The organism is Nocardioides aurantiacus (genome assembly GCF_003752505.1).
Lineage (GTDB): Bacteria > Actinomycetota > Actinomycetes > Propionibacteriales > Nocardioidaceae > Marmoricola > Marmoricola aurantiacus.
This window is the reverse complement of record NZ_RKHO01000001.1, coordinates 729,617-749,854: the sequence shown is the minus strand read 5'-3', so window position 1 is coordinate 749,854 and position 20,238 is coordinate 729,617. Positions and strand designations below refer to the sequence as shown.

Genomic DNA, 20,238 nt, shown 5'->3' with positions numbered 1-20,238 from the left:
GGCCGGGGCCGGCCGGGTGCGGGGTCTACCGGCGGGTACGCCCGGAGCCGAGGCCACCCTCGGGAAAAACGTGAGGAGGATTTCGTGTTCTGCGCTCGAACATGACACACTCCTCACATGACTCAGCTTCCTCCGAGCACCCTCAGCCACGACCACGCCACCCCCGCGAGCGGCAGCAGCCTGGCCGACCGGCTCCACGACGGGGACGAGTTCGCGGTGACCTTCGGGGGGCAGGGCGCCGACTGGTTCGCCACCCTGCGCGAGCTGTTCGGGGAGGACCCCGACCTGGCGCGGCTGACCGCGCTGGTCGAGGAGTCGGGCCGCATGGTCGCCCCGATCGCGGCCCGCCTGGCCCCGGCGCTACCCCGCCCCTTCGCCCCGCAGGAGTGGCTGCAGGACGAGGCCGACCCGGCCCGCACCGAGACCCTCGCCACCGGGCTGGCGCTGCCCGGCGTGCTGCTGACCCAGCTGGCCACGCTCGACCTGCTCGCCGCCGAGGGCCTCGACCTCACCCGGGTCGCCCCGGTCGCCTCGGTCGGCCACTCGCAGGGCATCCTCGGCGTCGCGGCCTTCGCCGGCCGCCGCGAGGGCGACGTCCGCAGCGACGTCGAGCTGCTCGCCATCGCCCGCCTGATCGGCGCCGCGGCGGCCATCGTGGGCCGCCGTACCGGCCTCGTGGCCCACGGCGAGGACACCCCGATGCTCTCGGTCGCCGGCGCCTCGGTCGCCGAGGTCCAGGAGCTGCTCGACACCGGCGCGACCGACGACGTCGCCGTCGTCGCCGCCGTCAACGGCCCCCGCCGCCTGGTCGTGAGCGGGTCGCCCGCCGCGCTGCGCGCCTTCCGCGCCGCCGTCGAGGCGCGCTCGGCCCGCGAGGCGGCCGAGATCGAGGCCAAGTCCCGTGGTGGCCGCGCCTTCGCGCCCGTGCTCGAGCCGGTGCCCGTCGCGCTCGGCTTCCACCACCCCGCCCTGTCCCCCGCCGTCGCCCTGGTGCGCGAGTGGGCCCAGGAGTGCGGCCTGGACGCCGCCCTCGCCGAGCACCTCGCGCAGGCGATCTGCGTGGAGACCGTCGACTGGCCGCGCGAGCTCGCCGACGCCGTCGCGAGCACGACCGACTACGTCATCGACCTCGGCCCGGCCCAGCTGTCGGCCAACATGACCGGTCGCGCCCTGCGCGGTCGCGGCGTCACCGTCGTGCCCGCGGCCACCACCGCCGGACGCGACCTGCTCTTCACCCCCGGCGCGCGCGTCACCCGCGCCGCCGACTGGTCGACCTTCGCCCCCCGCCTGGTCGACCGCGGCGACGGCGTCCCCGTCGTCGACACCGCATTCACCCGCCTCACCGGCAAGTCCCCCGTGCTGCTCGCCGGCATGACGCCGACGACGGTCGACCCCGAGATCGTCGCCGCCGCCGCCAACCGCGGCCACTGGGCCGAGCTCGCCGGCGGTGGCCAGGTCACCGAGGAGATCTTCGCGGCCAACGTCGCGCGGCTGACCGACCTGCTCGACGAGGGCGCCACGGCGCAGTTCAACACCCTCTTCCTGGACCCCTACCTGTGGAAGATGCAGGTCGGCGGCCAGCGCCTCGTCCAGAAGGCCCGCCTCGCCGGCGCCCCGCTCGACGGCCTGGTGATCAGCGCCGGGATCCCCGAGACCGACGAGGCCACGGCCATCATCGAGGACCTCCACGCGGCCGGCATCGGCTACGTCGTCTTCAAGCCCGGCACGGTCAAGCAGATCCGCCAGGTCCTGGCCATCGCCAAGGCCGTGGACACCCCCGTCATCGCCCACATCGAGGGCGGCGTCGCCGGCGGTCACCACTCGTGGGAGGACCTCGACGAGCTGCTGCTCGCGACCTACCCCGACCTGCGCGCCACCGAGAACCTCGTCGTCTGCGTCGGCGGCGGCATCGGTACGCCGGACCGCGCGGTCGACTACCTGCGCGGCACCTGGGCCACCGCCCACGGCGAGGCCGCGATGCCGGTCGACGGCGTCCTGATCGGCACCGCCGCCATGGCCGCCAAGGAGGCCACCACCTCCGACGCCGTCAAGGAGCTGCTCGTCAGCACCCCCGGCCTCAGCCCCGCCGAGAACGGCGGCTGGGTGGGCGTCAACCAGGCCGCCGGCGACGTGACCTCGGGTCGCAGCCAGCTCGGCGCCGACATCCACGAGATCGACAACGCCGCCTCGCGCTGCGGCGCCCTGCTCGACCAGGTCGCCGGTGACGCCGACGCCGCGCTCGCCCGCAAGGACGAGCTGGTGGCCGCCATGGCCGCGACCTGCAAGCCCTACTTCGGCGACGTCGCGGAGATGACCTACGAGCAGGTGCTGCGCCGCTACCTCGAGCTCGCCGGTCCGCGCGCCGCCGCCGCGGACGGCACCACCTCGGGCAGCGGCGCGTGGCTCGACGTCACGCTGCGCACCCGCTTCGAGGAGCTGCTCGACCGCGCGCTGGGCCGCGTCCACCCGGAGACCTCCGGCACCGTGGAGCGCCCGTACGCCGCCGAGCTCCCCGCCAGCGACCCGGCCGCCGCCCTCGACGCGCTGGTCGCGGCGTACCCCCAGGGCGTCTCCTGCGTGCTGCACCCCGCCGACGTGCACTTCTTCGTCGAGGTCTGCCGCCGTCCGGGCAAGCCGGTCACCTTCGTGCCCGTCATCGACGCCGACGTGCGCCGCTGGTGGCGCTCGGACTCGCTGTGGCAGGCCCACGACGCGGCGTACGACGCGGACCAGGTCATCGTCATCCCCGGCCCCGTGGCCGTCGCCGGCATCACCGTCAAGGACGAGCCGGTCGCCGACCTGCTCGACCGCTTCGAGGCGGCCGTGGTCGCCGACCTGACCGCCGAGGGCGCCCCGGTGACCCCCGCCGTCGCCCGCACCACCGTCGGCGCCGACGTGACCCTCCTCGACGCCGCGCGCACCTCGCGCGACGTCGTCTGGGCGAGCCGCGTGGTCGGCAACCCGCTGCACCGCCTCGAGGGCACCGCCGCCACGCTCGAGCCGGTCGGCGACGTCGCCACCAGCCGCAGCGCGGTGCTGCGCGTGCCGCTGCTGAACGGCGAGCTCGCGCTCGCCCTCGACCTCTCGGCTGTGCCGGCCGGCGGCCTCCCGGTGATCACCGAGGACGCCGTCACCACCGCCATGTCCGACCTGCTGGCCGTCACCGCCGGGGGCACGCTGCCCGAGGTCGTGGACGACCCGGACGGTGGCACCGCGACCGTCACCGCGACCTGGTCGGCCGACCTCGTCGCCGACCACGTCGGCGTCACCGACCCCGACCGCACCCGACGCGGCGACGCCGTGGCCGACCCCCAGCAGGGCGCCGTCCCCGACACGCTCGTGGGCCTCGCCTGGCCGGCGGTCTTCGCCTGCATCGGCCCGGTCGAGGGCCTGCTCGACCTGGTCCACCTCGACCACCGCCTCGTGGTCACCGGGGACCTCGCCGCCCTCGCCGACGGCACCGGGCTGACCCTGGCCGCCACCCGCGCGGGCGTCGTCGACGCCACTGCCGGCCGCGTGGTCACCGTCGACGTCGTCGTCCGCGACGGCGCGACCGAGGTCGCCACCCTGACCGAGCGCTTCATGGTCCGGGGCCGCACCGGCTCCGCCTCCCTGGCCGCCCCGGAGTCGGTGGTGGAGCACGCCGAGGAGAAGCCCCGCGCCCGCCTCGACCGCTTCACCGTGACCGCCCCCCACTTCATGGGTGCCTTCGCGGCCGTCAGCGGCGACCACAACCCGCTGCACACCGACGTCCCCGCCGCCCGCCTCGCCGGGTTCGACGGCCCGATCGTCCACGGCATGTGGACCTCCGCGGTCGCCCAGCGCGCCGCCGCCTCGGTCGGTGCCACGCACCACCCGCGCCGGCTCCGCTCGTGGCTGGCCCGCTGGGTCGCCCCGGTCCAGCCGGGCGCGACGGTGGAGATCACCGTCGAGCGCACCGGCGTCGTCGACGGCGACCTCGTCGTCGAGGTCAGCGCCAAGGCCGACGGCGAGCTGGCCATGGTGGCCAAAGCCGTCGTGGCGGCCCCGCGGACGGCGTACGCCTTCCCGGGCCAGGGCATCCAGAGCCAGGGCATGGGCCTGGACGCCCGCTCCCGCTCCACCGCCGCCCGTGAGGTCTGGGACCGCGCCGACCGCCACACCCGTGAGGCCCTCGGCTTCTCGATCCTGGCCGTCGTCCGCGACAACCCGACCGACCTGTGGGCCGACGGCGAGCTGCACCGCCACCCCGACGGTGTGCTCTTCCTGACCCAGTTCACCCAGGTCGCCATGGCGACGCTGGCCGTGGCCCAGGTCGCCGAGATGCGCGAGGCCGGCGTCTTCGTCGAGGGCGCCATCACCTGCGGCCACTCCGTGGGCGAGTACAACGCCCTCGCCGCGGTCACCGGCATCCTGCCCCTCGAGGCGCTGCTGGAGATCGTGTTCCGCCGCGGCATGGCGATGCACCACCTCGTCCCCCGCGACGCGCAGGGCCGCAGCAACTACCGCCTGGCCGCGATCCGCCCCTCGCAGATCCGGCTGGCCGACGACGACGTCGCCGACTTCGTGGCGCAGGTGGCCGCCGAGTCCGGCGAGTTCATCCAGATCGTCAACTACAACCTCAAGGGCTCGCAGTACGCCATCGCCGGCACCGTCCGCGGTCTGGAGGCCCTCGAGGAGGTCGTGGCCGAGCGCCGCGCCCGCTTCAACGGCAAGGCCGCGTTCATCCTGGTCCCGGGCATCGACGTGCCGTTCCACTCCTCGGAGCTGCACGCCGGCGTGGACGACTTCCGCGCCCGCCTTGACGACCTGCTGCCCGAGACCATCGACCCGTCGCTGCTCATCGGCCGCTACATCCCCAACCTGGTGCCGCGGCTGTTCAGCCTGGACAAGGCCTACGTCGAGGAGGTCGCCGCCTACGTCGACTCCCCGCTCCTCACGCCCGCTCTCGAGGACTGGGCGACCTGGTCGGCCGACCCGTCGCGGCTGGGTCGCGCCCTGCTCATCGAGCTGCTCGCCTGGCAGTTCGCCAGCCCGGTGCGCTGGATCGAGACCCAGGACCTGCTCTTCGCCGACCCGGCCGAGCAGACCCCGATGGGGGCGGGCCTGGGCATCGAGCAGTTCGTCGAGGTCGGCGTCGGCAACGCGCCGACGATCGCCAACCTGGCGGCGCAGACCACCAAGCTCCCCTCCTACACCGGCGTCGCCCCGCGGATCGTGAACTCCTCGCGTGACGCCGCCGTCGTGTTCGCCACCGACACCCCGGTGGTGGAGGACGAGGAGGAGGTCGAGCCCGTCGAGACCACGGCGGCCCCCGCCGCCGACGCCGCCGCTGAGGCCAAGCCGCAGGCCGCCGCCGCCCCGACGGCCGCCGCCGGGGCCGAGCGTCCCGCCGACCTGACCTACGACGCCGCCGCCGCGACCACCACCCTGGCCGCGCTGCGGACCAAGGTGCGCGTCGACCAGATCGGCTCCGCCGACACCATCGAGGCGCTGTGCGACGGCGTCTCCTCGCGCCGCAACCAGCTCCTCGTCGACCTCGGCGCCGAGCTGGGCCTGGGCGCCATCGACGGCGCCGCCGAGGCGGCCTGGACCGCCCTGGGCGGCACCGTCACCAAGCTGGCGCGCTCCTACTCCGCCTTCGGCCCGGTCCTGACCGAGGCCGTCAGCGAGCAGCTGCGCAAGTTCGCCGGCTCCGTGGGCGCCAAGCCCGCCGCCATCACCGACCGCGTCACCGAGACCTGGCAGCTCGGCCCCGGCTGGGTCAGCCACGTGCAGTCCGCGCTGGCCCTGGGCCTGCGCGACGGGTCCTCGACCCGCGGCGGCTCGCTCGGCTTCGACGTCGACACCTCCGACCTGGCCTCGGCCGTCGACCACGCGGTGCAGCAGGTCGCCTCCGCCCACGGCGTCACGGTGGGCATGCCCGCCGCCGGCGGCGGCGGCGAGGGCGCGACCGTCGACGCGGCCGCGCTCGGCGAGATCACCGCCTCCATCACCGGCCCCGACGGGGTGCTCGCCTCCACGGCGCGCCACCTGCTCGGCCAGCTGGGCCTGGCCGACGAGGGTGTCGGCGAGCAGACCGAGGACCTCGACGCCGAGCTCGTGCGGCTCGTCGAGGCCGAGCTCGGTGCCGACTGGGCCAAGAAGGTCTCCCCGAGCTTCGACGCCAAGCGCGCCGTGCTCCTGGACGACCGCTGGGCCTCGGTCCGCGAGGACCTCGCCCGGATCTGGACCGGTGACGACGCCGTGCGCACGCGCAGCTTCGCCGGCCTCGACCAGGCCGCCCTCGCACAGGCGCAGTGGTGGCTGGACCGTGCCCGTCGCGAGCAGCGCACCGACCTGGTCGACTTCTACGAGGGCGCCCTCGCCAGCGGCTCGCAGGGCGACTGGGCCGACGACGTCGCCGTCGTCACCGGTGCCGCACCCGGATCCATCGCCGGCGCGGTCGTCGGCGACCTGCTGCGGGGCGGGGCCACGGTCGTGGCCACCACCTCACGGCTCTCGCCCGAGCGGCTCGCCTTCTTCAAGCAGCTCTACCGCGACCACGCCTCCGCCGGCGCGGCGCTGTGGGTGCTGCCGGCCAACCTCGCGTCGTACGCCGACGTGGACGCGCTGGTCGAGTGGATCTCCTCCCCCGTGGTGGAGGAGGCCGGCGGCCAGCGCACCGAGCTGCGCCCGGGCCTCGCACCGACGCTGGTCTTCCCCTTCGCCGCCCCGTCGGTGCAGGGCACGGCCGCCGACGCCGGCCCGCGTGCCGAGGTCGAGTTCCGCGTCCTCGTGTGGGGCGTGGAGCGCCTGGTCACCGGCCTGGCCGCCCAGGGCGCCGACCACCGCCTCGGTCGCCGAGTTCACGTCGTGCTCCCGGGCTCGCCCAACCGCGGCCGCTTCGGCGGCGACGGCGCCTACGGCGAGGCCAAGGCGGCGTTCGACGCGTTCGTGCAGCGCTGGCACGCCGAGTCCGACTGGGCCGCGCGCGTCTCCTTCGCCCACGCCCACATCGGGTGGGTCCGCGGCACCGGCCTGATGGGCGGCAACGACCCGCTGGTCGGCGCCGTCGAGGCCGCCGGCGTACGCACCTGGGCGCCCGAGGAGATGGCCGCCGAGCTGCTCGCGCTCTGCACCGACTCCGCTCGCGAGGAGGCCGCGACCACCCCGGTGGTCACCGACCTCACCGGCGGCCTGGGCGAGGCCGACCTCGACCTCGCCGCCCTGGCCCGCCAGGCCCGGGAGCAGGCCGCGGCCGCGGCCGACGTCGACGGGGCCGAGACCGACACCGTGCCGGCGCTCACCCACCCCGCCGGCTGGGGCACCGCGCAGCCGACGATGGACTGGACGAGCATCGACACCCGCCCGGAGGACCTCGTGGTCATCGTGGGCACCGGCGAGGTCGGCCCGGTCGGCTCGCACCGCACCCGCTTCGAGCTCGAGGTGGAGGACTCCCTGTCCCCCGCCGGCGTGCTGGAGCTGGCGTGGACCACCGGCAAGATCGTGTGGGAGACGCAGCCCAAGGCGGGCTGGCACGACGCCGCGTCCGGCGACCCGCTCACCGAGGCCGAGGTCGTGGAGCGCTTCCGCGAGCAGATCGAGGCCGGGGTCGGCATCCGCCGCTACCGCGACGACGGCCAGATGCTCGACAACACCGCGCCGCTGATGGTCTCGGTGTTCCTCGAGCAGGACACCTCCTTCGTGGTCCGCACCCGCGACGAGGCCGACGCCTTCGTGGCGGCCGACCCGGCCCGCACCCGTCTCACCCCCACCGAGGACGGCGACTGGCTGGTCACCCGGCTGGCCGGCAGCGAGATGCGCGTCCCGCGCCGCTTCAAGCTGACCCGCTTCGTCGGTGGCCAGGTGCCCGACGGGTTCGACCCCGCCGTGTGGGGCCTCGGCTCCATGGTGGAGTCCGCTGACCGGCTGGCCGCCTGGAACCTCGTGGCCACCGTCGACGCCTTCGTCTCCAGCGGCGTCACGCCCGCCGAGCTGCTGCGCTGGGTCCACCCCACGCAGTTCGCCAACACCCAGGGCACCGGCATCGGCGGCATGCAGTCCACCCGGAAGATGTACGTCGACGCGCTGCTCGGTGAGCAGCCGCCCAACGACGTCCTCCAGGAGGCGCTGCCCAACGTGGTGGCCGCCCACACCGTGCAGTCCTACCTCGGCGGCTACGGCGCGATGGTCCACCCGGTCGCCGCCTGCGCCACCGCGGCCGTCTCGGTCGAGGAGGCCGTGGACAAGATCAAGCTGGGCAAGGCCAGCGTGGTCGTGGCCGGCGGGTTCGACGACCTCGGCATCGAGGGCATCCTCGGCTTCGGCAACATGAGCGCGACCGCCGACACCGCCCAGATGCTCGGCAAGGGCATCGACGAGCGCTACGTCTCGCGTCCCAACGACCGCCGTCGTGGCGGCTTCGTGGAGGGCCAGGGCGGTGGCACCGCCGTGCTGGCCCGGGGCGACGTCGCGGCCGAGCTGGGCCTCCCGGTCCTCGGGGTCGTGGCGTACGCCGGCTCCTTCGCCGACGGCATCCACACCTCGATCCCGGCTCCCGGCATCGGCGCCCTCGGCGCCGGCGTCGGCGGGGCGAGCTCGCCGCTCGCGAAGGGCCTGCGCACCGTGGGTCTCGGCGCGGACGACCTGGCCGTGGTCTACAAGCACGACACCTCGACCGCCGCCAACGACCCCAACGAGTCGCAGCTGCACGAGAAGCTGGCCGCCGCCCTGGGCCGCACCGACGGCGCGCCGCTCTACGTCGTCAGCCAGAAGTCGCTCACCGGTCACTCCAAGGGCGGTGCCGCGGCGTTCCAGCTCAACGGTCTGTGCCAGACGCTGGTCGCCGGCACCGTCGCCCCCAACCGGGCCCTGGACTGCGTCGACGAGGCGCTCGCCGAGAACGCGCACCTCGTCTGGCTGCGGCAGGCGCTGGAGACCGGTCCGCTCAAGGCCGGTGTCCTCACCAGCCTGGGCTTCGGCCACGTCTCGGCGATGATCGTGGTGGCGCACCCCGGTGCGTTCGTCGCGGCCCTCCCGGAGTCGCAGCGCGCCGCGTGGATCGAGAAGGCCAGCGCCCGGCTCGTCGCCGGCGAGACCCGTCGTCTCGACGCGATGCACGGTGGGGCGCCGCTGTTCGAGAAGGCCGAGAAGCGCCGCTTCGCCTCCTCCGACCTCGCCGAGACCAAGGCCGACGAGAGCGCGATGCTCGTCGACCCGCAGGCGCGTCTGGGCGAGGACGGGGTGTATGCCCGAGCCGCTCGCTGACCCGGGTCCCGTCCCGCTCGAGAGGGCGGCGGGGGTGGGCGTCGACGTCGTCGGCGTGACCGCCTTCGCCGCCCAGCTCGGCGAGCCGGGGACCCGGTTCGCCCGGGTCTTCACACCCGGCGAGCGGCGTACGGCACGAGGTGGGGGGCGCTCCGCCTCCCGCGAGGCCCAGAGCCTGGCCGCCCGCTGGGCGGCCAAGGAGGCGGTGCTCAAGGCGTGGTCGAGCACCCGGTACGGCGCCCCCGAGGTGATCGACCCGGCCGCCGTCGACCTCCGCCAGATCGAGGTCGTGACCGATGCCTGGGGACGCCCCGCCGTCCGGCTGCACGGCGCGATCGCCGATGCCCTGCAGGACCACGAGGTCCTGCTCTCGCTCTCCCACGACCCCGACGCCGACGTGGCGATCGCGTTCGTGGTGCTGCAGGAGGCCTGAGCCTCGGGTCGCTGCGCCTCTGTCCGGGCAGTCGGGGGGCCGCCCGGACAGAGGCCGGTGGTCGAGGCGGTCGCTCTGCGACCTCCGTCCACAGGTCCTGCTGACCCCTGGATCGTGTCAGTGGTCGAAGGTAAAATCGAACACGTGTTCGACATGCCGCACCCGAGTCCGACGGCCCCCACCGCCGCCGACCTCGACCGCGCGCTCGAGCACCTCGCCACCCTCGACGGAGCCGGCGGCGGCGAGGCCGACCAGATCGCCCTGATCGCGTCCCTCGAGCGGCTCAAGGGCGCGATCGCCGCCGCCCAGGCCCGCGTCACCGACGCCCTGGCCCGGGCCCGCACCCGCCACGAGGCCGAGCGCGGGATCCCCGCCGCCAAGCGCGGCCAGGGCCTGGCCGCCGAGATCGCCCTGGCCCGACGCAGCAGCCCCCACCGAGGGTCCCGCGACCTCGGCATGGCCCGGGCGCTCGTCCGCGAGATGCCGCGCACCCTCGACCTCCTGGCCCGTGGACAGATCAGCGAGTGGCGCGCCACGGTCGTGGTCCGCGAGACCGCCGTCCTCACTCCCGAGCACCGCGGCCAGGTCGACACCGAGATCGCCGACCGGCTCGCCTCCCTCGGCGACCGCGAGGCCGCGGCGAAGGCCCGCGCCATCGGCTACCGCCTCGACCCCGGGTCCGCGATCCGACGCAACCGCGGGGCCCGCGCCGACCGCCACGTCAGCCTCCGCCCCGCGCCCGACACGATGAGCTACCTGACGGCCTTCCTGCCCGTCGAGCAGGGCGTCGCCTGCCTCGCCGCCCTCCGACAGGCGGCCGACACCGCCCGGGTCCAGGGCCAGCCCCGCTCGCGCGGCCAGGTCATGGCCGACACCCTCGTCGAACGCCTCACCGGGCAGACCCACGCGGCCGACGTCGACGTCGAGGTCCACGTCGTGATGACCGACAGCACCCTGCTCACCGACGACCCCACTCCTGCTCACGTCGTCGGCCACGGCCCCCTCCACGCCGCCCTCGCCCGCCAGGTCGTCCGCGACGCACCCCGCGCCTACCTGCGGCGCCTGTTCACCCGCCCCGGCGCCGGCGACCTCGTCGCCACGGACTCACGCCGCCGCACCTTCACCGGCGAGCTCCGCGAGCTCCTCGTCGTCCGCGACCAGGTCTGCCGCACCCCCTGGTGCGACGCCCCCGTCCGCCACGCCGACCACGTCACCCCCGCAGCCGACGGCGGCCCGACCTCCCTGGCCAACGGCCAGGGACTGTGCGAGTCCTGCAACTACGCCAAGCAGGCACCCGGCTGGCAGTCCCATCACCTGCCCGGCGACCGCCACCAGGTGCTCGTCACGACCCCCACCGGGCACACCCACGTCTCCACCGCGCCCGACCCACCGGGGTGGTGGCTGCCACCGCACGAGTCCGACGTCGGAGACATCGAGCACTGCTACCGCTCACCTCGGGACTGCCTGCCACACGTCAACCCGATGCTGGCGTGAGACTGCCGGCTCGGCTGGTGGGACACAGCGCCGCGTCTGACGCAGACCCAACCCGAGCATCCCACCCGAGAACCCTCAGCCCAGCAGACTCTGGATGCTGCCCGGCCCCTCGACGTTGACGGTCGGGACCCCACCGCCCACCCGGGCGATCACGGCCAACGACGGCTCGCGCGAGGGGTTCGACTCCCGGTGGACGGTCCACGCGGGCACGTGCACGAAGTCGCCCGGGCCGGCGTCGAGGTAGCCGTCGTGGCCGTCGAACTCCAGCCGCAGCACCCCGCGTACGACGTACAGGCTCGACTCGTTGCGCTCGTGGTGGTGCCACCCCGAGACCGCGCCGGGCTCGGTCACGACCTGTCCGGACCACAGCAGCGGCAGCTCGAAGGCCCGCGCACGGCTCATGCCCGCGGTCGGGTCGGCGGCGACCAGGTCGTCCGGTGTGAAGACCCGGACCGGCCGGGGCAGCTCGGGAGGCGCCCCGGGGCTCATGTCGCGAGCGTGCGGACCTCGCGGGTCACGTTGTCACCCGTCCGCTCGAGGAACACGATCTCGCCGAACTCCAGGGGCAGCCAGTCGTCGGCCTCCTCGGTGAGCGGCTCGGAGGCGAAGATGACCGCGGAGGCGTCCTCCTCACCGCAGTCGTCGAAGCCGTACGTCGCGTCGTCGTGCGTGAAGTCGCGACCCATCAGGTAGTACATCGGCTCGAGCAGCATCGACAGCGCGTAGTCGTCGGTGCCCGGGCCGGACTTTCGCAGCTCGCGCCAGTCCCCCTCCGGCTGGGGCTCGCCCTGGTGACCCGTGCCGCAGTTGACGCCGATGATGCGCCGCGGGGAGACCAGGGCCATCTTGAGCTTGGCGAGCCCGGGGAGGTCGAGGGCCTTCATCGCCGCGACGATGAGCTCCAGCACCCGCTCGAACCCGCGCTGGACGTCGTCGTTGCTGTCGCCCTCCAGCACCGAGAGCAGCAGCACGTAGAGGAACTCGGTGTCGGTGGTGCCGGTCATCTGCTCGAGGAACTCGTCCTTGCAGTGCTGCAGCAGCTCGCGCTGCAGCACCTTCCAGTGCGGCAGGTCGCCGTTCTGGGCGACGATCCAGGGCGTGCCGGAGTAGCAGAACGGGTGGCAGTTCTCGTCGGCGAGCACCGCCCCCGCGTCGTACGCCGCGGCCCGCACGTGGGCGAGCAGCGTGCTGACCTGCAGGTGCGGGACGATCCCCTCGACGTTGTCGTCGTAGAAGGCGGCCATGGGCCGCCGGTAGATCAGGGGCACGTCCGGCTTGAGCAGGTGCTCGCTCCAGATCCCGAACCCCCACCCGGCCAGCTGCAGCTGGGGGTGCCGCTCGGGGTCGAGGGTCTGGTTGACCAGGCTGTTGCGCGGGGTGAGCAGGAGGTCCTCGAGGGGGAGCTCGGGACCGATGTAGGCAAGGACGCGGCACATGCGCTGCAGGCTACGCGCCCGCCGCCTCAGCCACCCGTGGCGTGACGCTCGATGGCCTCCACGATCTCGGGCCGCAACCGGGCCGCGGGGATGACCGCGTCCACGGACCCGACCTCGACGGCGCGGTGGATGTCGTGGATGCCGTCGAACTCGGCGGCGACCTCGCTGATCTTCTCGGCCCGTACGGCGGTCCGCAGCTGCGCCCGCTCGACCTGGAGCCCGATCCGCTCGGCGCCGCGCGCCGAGGCGATGCGCTCGTCCAGCGCCCTGATGGCCGGCGTGGCCGCGGTGCGCTTCTCGACCTCGCCGGTGAACACCACCGCCGCGGCGGGGGCGCCGCCGATGACCGAGGCGAACGAGCCCTCGACGGCGAGCACCGTCATGCTCGGGTTCAGCGCCTTGGAGAACACCACGAACGCACCCCCGTGGTAGCGGGAGATGACGCAGAAGACGATCGGGCCGCGGAAGTTGACGATCGCGCGGCCGATCTCGGCGCCGTACTCCAGCTGGAGGTTGCGCATCGACTCCGGGGAGCCGTCGAAGCCCGACAGGTTCGCGAGCACGACCAGCGGCCGGTTGCCGCTGGCGGAGTTGATCGCCCGGGCCGCCTTCTTCGACGACTTCGGGAACAGCGTGCCGGAGGTGTAGGTGCTCGGGCCGTCGGTGGGCGGGAAGCCGGAGCGGCGTACGGACTGGCTCTCGATGCCCATCAGGCACACCGGGTAGCCGCCGACGTGCACGTCCTGCACGACGGCCGTGTCGGCGTCGGCCATGCCGGCCCAGCGCTCGAGCACGTCGTGGTCCTGGTCGGCGACCGCTCGCATCACGGTGCGGATGTCGAAGGCCTTCTTGCGGTCGGGGTTCGCCGTGGCCGAGAAGATCTCGCCGACGGTCGCGAAGTCGCTGCCCTCGATCGCGTGGGGGAAGGAGGAGATGTCACGGTCGACCGGGTCCGAGGACTCCGTACGACGCGGCGCGGACTCGCCCGGCGCGACGTAGGTGTGCTCGTAGTGGGCCATCAGCACACCGAACGCGCCGGCCAGGTCGGGCGCCCAGTACTGCGCCTGACCGTTGGGGCCCATCACGCGGTCGTAGCCGCCGATGCCGTAGTTGTCCTCGGCCGAGACGCCGCCGGAGAAGTCGAGCGACTGCTTGCCGGTGAGCACCATGGCGCTCTCCGGCGTCATCACCAGGATGCCCTTGGTGTGCATCAGCATCGTGGCCTCGGCGTTCCAGTAGGGCTGGGCGCCGACGTTGATGCCCGCGACCACGACGTTGATCTCGCCGCCGTCCTGGGTGAACTCCACGATCCGGCGCAGCGCCTTGGCCACCCAGTCCATGTTCTCGGTGCCGGAGTCCATCGAGATCCGCGCACCCGCGGAGAGGGCGAACCACTCCACCGGCACCTGCATCTGCTCGGCCAGGTCGAGCGCCGCGATCACGCGCAGGCACTCCTGCTCCGCGACCGAGCCGAGCGACTTGGTCGGGTCACCGCACAGCACCACGCGGGTGACGCCCTGCGGGTGCAGCGCCGTCGGGGTGGTGACGACGGCCGCGAGGATGCCGGACTCGTTGAGGCCGTAGGGCCGGTCCACGGGGACGAGCCGGCCGGTCTCGTCGAGGTCGTGCTCGACGAGCGAGCCACCGGCGCCGGCGAGGACGCCGCTGAGCTCGTAGGGGTAGACCAGGCCGCGGCGGCGCGAGCGCACCACCTTGGAGGTGTAGTCGTCGAGCGGCTGCAGCAGCTCGGTCGGCGGCTCCTCGACGGTGGTCGTCACGCCCGCACCGGGGCGGGCGCTGAAGCGCACCGCCATCGCGACCGGCTCGGCCCCCGGGACGGCGAGGCGGCCCTGGGCCACGACCTCCTCGACGCCGGCACCGTCGGTCAGCGGGCTGATCTTGGACCCGAGCGCGCCGAGGGCCTCGAGGTCCAGGTCGACCACGGGCCACACGTGCACCCAGACGTGGTTGAGGTCGAGCTTGGCTCCGGCGGAGCCGCGGGCCACCCGCTCGCGACGGATCGACTCCAGGCAGCTCTCGACGGCACGCTCGGCGTGCGGCAGGGCCGTGATGGTGCCGTCCTCGTCGCGTACGACGGACATCTGGCGCACCTGGGCCAGCGCCACGAGCCGACGGTCGGACGGGTTCTCCCGGGCAACGCACTCGTAGAGCAGCACGTCCTCGGGCGCCTCGATCCGGGTGATGTCGAAGTTGCGCAGCCGCCACAGGTCCAGGCGCCGACCGACCATCGGGTGCACGCCCCGGGTGAGGTCGTCCTCCTCGATCGCGGGAGCGGCGCCCTCGTCGGCGGGACGGAAGGTGAAGTAGCCGACGTGGCGGTCGCCGCCGCCGGCGCAGACGGCGACGCAGACGCGGCGTACGCCCCGGGTGAGCGGCAGCTCGGCGAGCAGGGAGCGCAGCGCCTCGCTCGCCTCGTCGGCGGACGCGGGGGCGTCGGCCCAGGAGAGGTAGAGGTCGACGACGGCGTCCTCGCCGGGTGCACGGTCGGCGAGGTGGGGCTCCAGCGCGGCGACGAGGTCCGACCCGGGCTCCAGCTCGGCCACCGAGCCGATCGAGGAGACCAGCCGGGTCCGCCGCTCGTCGAGGGTGTAGGCGGCGACGACGACGGGGCGCGGGGCGTCGAGCGACCGCACGTCGTGCAGGTCGTACTCGCGGTAGTGCCGGCGGGCCAGCACCTCGAGCATCGGCTCACGCTCGGGCAGTCCGTGCTCGAGTCGGTCGCACAGGAACCCGACGGTCTGCTCGGGGATCGAGGCCAGCGCCTCGATGCGACGGGCGCGGTCGGGGGCGTCGGCGGACGCGGCGAGCGCCTCCACCTCGTCCCGCATCCCGAGCAGCACGCCGCTGCGGTCGGCGTCCACGGCCGGCTGGTCGAACCAGCGGAACCGGACGCTGCGGGCGAGGTCGCCCACCGCGGGGTAGCGCGCCTGCGGGACGCGGCCGAGCCGCTCCAGCACCTCGCGCGACCGGGCGGCGAGGTCGCCGACCGGCGGGGCCTCGCGGCTCCACGCGCCGAGCAGCGCCGCGACGAGCGCGACCTCGGGGGTGGTGCGCTGCTGGGCCAGGAAGATGCGGAAGACCGCCGCCTCCAGCTCGGGGGTGCGGTCGAGGGAGGTCAGGCCGTAGTGGCGCAGCACCCGCTCCAGCCGCTCGCGGAACTGCTCCGGGAGCCCGCCGCGGTCCACGTCGAGGCTGAGCAGGTAGGTGTGGAAGTGCTCGCGCGAGCTGTGCACGCGCAGCGCGGTGTGGCGGTCCTCGTCGGCCGGGCGGTTGCGGCTCAGCTCGGCGAGGTCGACGAAGGTCTCGAGCAGGGTCACCTCGTCGGCGAGCACGGAGCCGTCGTCGGGCTCGGCGAGGTCGCGCACGGTGAGGTACTCCGAGAGCGCCGCGTCCTGGTCCTCCGGCGGCACGTCGTAGCCGAGCACGACGGCGCTGAGAGCCGCACGGGCCCGCTCCCGCTGGGTGGCCGGGTCGACCCCGGCGTCGGCGGGCAGGTCGACGACCGCGCCGGCGTCGACGGTCTCCTCGGTCCCCTCCCCCAGCTGCTCGAGCTTGATCAGCGCCGCGCCGGTCTCGACCTGGCTGCCGGTGATGACGTGCAGCTCCTTGACGCGGGCCGGGAAGGGCGCGTGCAGCGCCGTCTCCATCTTCATCGACTCGAGCACGACGACCGTCGCTCCCGCCTCGACCTCGTCGCCCACGGCGACCGGGGTGGCCACGACCAGGGCCGGCGCGGGCGAGCGCAGCACGCCACCCTCGTCGCGGCTGACGCGGTGGGCCACGCCGTCGACCTCGACCAGCGTGGTCGGGCCGTGGGTGGCGGTGACGACGTGGTAGCGCCGGCCGCCGACGGTGAGCCGGCGGCGTACGTCGTCGACGTGCGCCAGCTGGACGTCCACGGTCTGCGAGGTCGCGCCGGAGGCGACCCCGACGCGGAACCGTCCGGGCCCGGTGTTGATCGTCGAGACCTGGTAGGGCACGCCGCGGAGCTTCAGCTCGACGGGCCGGCCCACCTCGTGGGCGGCCGAGGGACGGCCGCCGTGGGCGGTCTCGATGAGCCGCGCCGTCTCGAGCCGGACGCGCTCGAGGTAGGCCTCGATGCCGGCCGCGACCACTGCGATGCCCGCGTGGGCGTGGGAGGCCAGCCGACCCTCGGCGCGGACGCGGTCGATCCAGCCGGTGTCGGCCCACGGGACGCCGCCGTCGGGGTCGCCGCTGACGACCTCGGGCTGGGCCAGCAGGTCGAGCACGAAGCTCTTGTTGCAGGCGCCGCCCTCGATCACCACGGTGGTCGAGGTCATCGCGCGGCGCAGCCGGGCGAGCGCCTCGTCGCGGGTGCGGCCGTAGGCGATGATCTTGGCGATCATCGAGTCGAAGTCGGGCGGGATGGTGTCGCCCTCGGCGACGCCGGTGTCGACGCGGATGCCGGGCCCCGAGGGCAGCTCGAGGTGCTCGATGCGGCCGGGGGCGGGGGCGAAGTCGCGGTCGGGGTCCTCGGCGTTGAGCCGGGCCTCGACGGCGTGCCCCACCTCGGCGGGCTTCTCGCCCTCGAGGCGGCCGCCCTGCGCGACGTGGAGCTGGGCCCGCACCAGGTCGACGCCGGTGGTGGCCTCGGTGATCGAGTGCTCGACCTGGAGCCGGGTGTTGACCTCCAGGAAGGCGAAGGTCTGCAGCTGCGGGTGGTAGAGGAACTCCACGGTGCCCGCGCCGACGTAGCCCACGGCCAGCGCCAGCTGCTCGGCCGAGGACTTCAGCTCCTCGACCTGCGCGGGGCTCAGCAGCGGCGAGGCCGACTCCTCGATGACCTTCTGGTTGCGGCGCTGGATGGAGCAGTCGCGCACGCCGAGCGCCCAGGCGGTGCCGTGGCTGTCGGCGATCAGCTGGACCTCGACGTGGCGGGCGCCGGTGACCAGGCGCTCCAGGAACACCGTCCCGTTGCCGAAGGCGCGCAGCGCCTCGTCGCTGGTGCGCTGGTAGGCGTCCTCGAGGTCGGCGGCCGAGGCGACCATCCGGATGCCGCGCCCGCCGCCGCCGGCGGTGGCCTTGAGCATCAACGGGTAGCCGACCTGCTCGGCGGACGCGAGGGCGTCCTCGAGGGTGTCGACGGCGCCGCGGCTCCACGGGGCGACCGGGACGCCGACCTCCTCGGCGATCAGCTTGGAGCCGATCTTGTCGCCCAGGCGACGCATCGCCTCGGCGCTCGGCCCGACGAAGGTGACGCCGTGCTTGTCGCACAGGTCGACGAAGGAGGGGTCCTCGGCCACGAAGCCCCAGCCGGGCCACACGGCGTCGGCCCCGGTCTCGAGCAGCGCCCGCTCGAGGACCGCCAGGTCGACGTAGGGCCGCTGGCTCGCGGGCCCGAGGTCGTGGGCGAGGTCGGCCTCGCGCACGAACATCGCGTTGGCCTCCCCCGTGGTGTGCAGCGCCACGGTCTGGAGGTGCTCGTCCGGGTGGCGGGCGGCGTTGAGCTCGCGCACGGCGTGCAGCAGCCGCATGGCGGACTCGCCACGGTTGACGATCGCGATGCGACGGAAAGACACGAAGGACCCCTCGGGTTGGACGCTGGAAATGCGAGGCTGGTCTCGCATTGGAACCACCGTCCCACGACTTCGGGGTTACGGGCGAGTCACATCCGTCGGCGCGCCGCCTCGGCCTCGGCGGCGAGCAGGTAGTGGGTCAGCATCGACTTCAGCTGCACCACCGCGTCGGGGTGGGACTGGCCGTCCCGGATCGAGAAGTTCAGCATCGAGTAGGTCACGTGCACGATCACCTCGGCGAGCGTCTGGCGATGACCGGTCGCGGAGCCGGGCGTCAGCGGCGCCAGGATGCGGGTGACCTGCGAGGCGAGCTGCCGCTCGTGACCGGCGGCGATGGCGCGGGTCGGCGGGGTGGCCTGCATCGCCAGCCACACGGCGCGGCGTGAGGGGTCGGTGCGCCACAGCGTGGCGAGGTGGTCGAGCAGCTTCTCGAGCAGCTGCGCCCAGTCGAGGGTGGGGATCTCCGAGCCGAAGTCCTCCAGCGCCTTCTCGACGTTGGCGGTGTCGAGCCGGTCGAGCTCGCAGATGATGGCGTACTTGTTGCCGAAGAACTGGTAGAGCGACCCGATCGGCACCCCCGCCCGCAGCGCCACCTGCTCGGAGGTGAAGGCCTCGAAGCCGACCTCGACCAGCAGCGCACGGGCGGCGCGGAGGATGTCGTCGAAGCGTCGACGACTGCGCTCCTGCGAGGGCCGGCGGCGCGGCAGGAACTCCGCGGGGTCAGCCGTCTGCATGCTCATGGCGGCAGCGTACGCGAGGGTAGCCTCCGATATCGGCTCCTCCGGAGGTCCGTCTCAGCCGCCGAAGCGGAACCAGTCCGACTTCAGCCCGAACCGGCTGCGGAAGGCCGTGCCGGTCAGCGTGACGTCGCTCCTGGAGCCGTCGAGCACGACCGACAGCACCCGCCCGCCCTGGTCGCCGTTGCCGTCGCGCCTGGTCACGCGCACCGCCCGCAGCGTGCCGAGCGCCGGATAGCTCGACTGCACGCGGGCACGGGTCAGCGTGGTGCGCCAGGTGTGGTTCGGGTTGCTCGAGGTCGCGTCGTAGCGGTCGGCCTTGGCCACGAGGTAGGGCCGGCTGCCCGCCTTGGTCCAGCCGCCGCTGCTGGAGGAGAACTGGGTGAAGGCCGGCTTGCCGTCGTAGGTCCGGACCTGCCGGGCGGTGGCCCGCACGGCGGCGTCGGCGGACGGGTGCTCGGCGTTCACGCCGCCGTAGACCTGGCAGGACGTGGTGTCGCAGGTCTGCCAGGCGCGACCGGCGTTGGCGGCGCGCTCGAACGCGGCGTACGTGCGCGCGGCGACGGCCTGCGACTGCACGGCGGCCGGCTCCCACGACGCCGGCATCTCCCGGGCCACGACCCCGCGCACGAAGTCGTCCATGCCGACGATGTTCACGGTCGTGCGCTGCACGTAGCGCAGCGCGCCGCGGTAGGGCCGGTCGACCGACCCGATCCGCAGCGTGGTGGGCCCGGTGTCGCGGAAGAACGCGGCGGCGCCGGTCATCGGCACCGAGCCCGGCCGGTGGCCCCGCCAGGCTCCCCCGGCGTAGAACTCGAGCACGTTGCGGTCACCGGAGGTGCGCAGCCGCCACGAGGAGGGGCGCAGCGAGCCCACCGTCGTCGGGAGGGCGTACGACGGACCACCCACCTGGCGCACCTGGAGCCCCGACGCGGGGGCGACCGAGAGCATGCCGTCGGTGTCGGCGCTGATCCGCACCCAGATGTTGCCGCGGACCGTGCCCGCGGCCGTGCCGGGGTAGTAGAACGACATGATCTGGCCCTGCTTGAGCCCCGCCTGCGCGGCACCGCGGGCGCCGTACTGCGACATGCCGTGGCCGTGACCGTAGCCGTGGCCGGTCAGCTTGAGCACCCCGTCGGAGGGCACGGCGTACGACGCGTCGGCGGCGGCCGGCGACACCGCGCCGGTCGTCACCGCCGCGGTGGCGACGAGCAGCGCGAGGGTGGTGCGGACGGCGCCGAGAACGCCGGGGGTGCGGGACATCTGTGACCTCAGTGACCGGTGGGGAGGGAGTGAACCGATCCTGAGTATGCGCTCCTCCAGAATGCACTGAAAGGCATTCCGGAGGATTA

General features: G+C 74.1%; 8 protein-coding genes. 3 read left to right on the top strand and 5 right to left on the bottom strand.

Features of this window, described 5'->3' with window-relative positions:
* Positions 1-117: 117 nt before the first annotated feature.
* The 3 genes from EDD33_RS20645 (at position 118) to EDD33_RS03655 (ending at position 11,155) form a co-directional block, all read left to right on the top strand.
* A complete protein-coding gene (locus EDD33_RS20645; protein WP_123389148.1) occupies positions 118-9,228 on the top strand; it encodes a type I polyketide synthase in 9,111 nt (3,036 codons plus the stop codon).
* Positions 9,209-9,661 carry a holo-ACP synthase AcpS gene (acpS, locus tag EDD33_RS03660; protein ID WP_123389147.1) on the top strand — a complete coding sequence of 151 codons (453 nt, stop codon included), beginning with the start codon at positions 9,209-9,211 and terminating at the stop codon, positions 9,659-9,661. Before EDD33_RS20645 ends, acpS begins: the two co-directional genes overlap by 20 nt.
* 153 nt (positions 9,662-9,814) lie before the next feature.
* Complete coding sequence (locus EDD33_RS03655; RefSeq protein ID WP_123392977.1) at positions 9,815-11,155, top strand: HNH endonuclease; 1,341 nt, start codon at positions 9,815-9,817, stop codon at positions 11,153-11,155.
* Positions 11,156-11,230: 75 nt separating this feature from the next.
* Here EDD33_RS03655 and EDD33_RS03650 read toward each other — a convergent pair whose 3' ends face one another.
* The 5 genes from EDD33_RS03650 to EDD33_RS03630 form a co-directional block, all read right to left on the bottom strand.
* Positions 11,231-11,644 carry a cupin domain-containing protein gene (locus tag EDD33_RS03650; protein ID WP_123389146.1) on the bottom strand — a complete coding sequence of 138 codons (414 nt, stop codon included), beginning with the start codon at positions 11,642-11,644 and terminating at the stop codon, positions 11,231-11,233.
* Positions 11,641-12,591: a class II glutamine amidotransferase gene (locus EDD33_RS03645; RefSeq protein WP_123389145.1), complete on the bottom strand. Its 951-nt coding sequence runs from the start codon at positions 12,589-12,591 to the stop codon at positions 11,641-11,643. The genes EDD33_RS03650 and EDD33_RS03645 overlap by 4 nt, the downstream gene beginning before the upstream one ends.
* A gap of 26 nt (positions 12,592-12,617) precedes the next feature.
* Positions 12,618-18,152: an ATP-binding protein gene (locus EDD33_RS03640; RefSeq protein ID WP_246003351.1), complete on the bottom strand. Its 5,535-nt coding sequence runs from the start codon at positions 18,150-18,152 to the stop codon at positions 12,618-12,620.
* 86 nt (positions 18,153-18,238) lie between these two features.
* Positions 18,239-18,889, bottom strand: a complete 651-nt coding sequence (locus EDD33_RS03635) for a TetR/AcrR family transcriptional regulator (protein ID WP_123389143.1) — start codon at positions 18,887-18,889, stop codon at positions 18,239-18,241.
* 54 nt (positions 18,890-18,943) lie between these two features.
* Positions 18,944-20,149 (bottom strand): SpoIID/LytB domain-containing protein, encoded by a 1,206-nt coding sequence (locus EDD33_RS03630; RefSeq protein WP_123389142.1) that lies wholly within the window; start codon positions 20,147-20,149, stop codon positions 18,944-18,946.
* Positions 20,150-20,238: the final 89 nt, after the last annotated feature.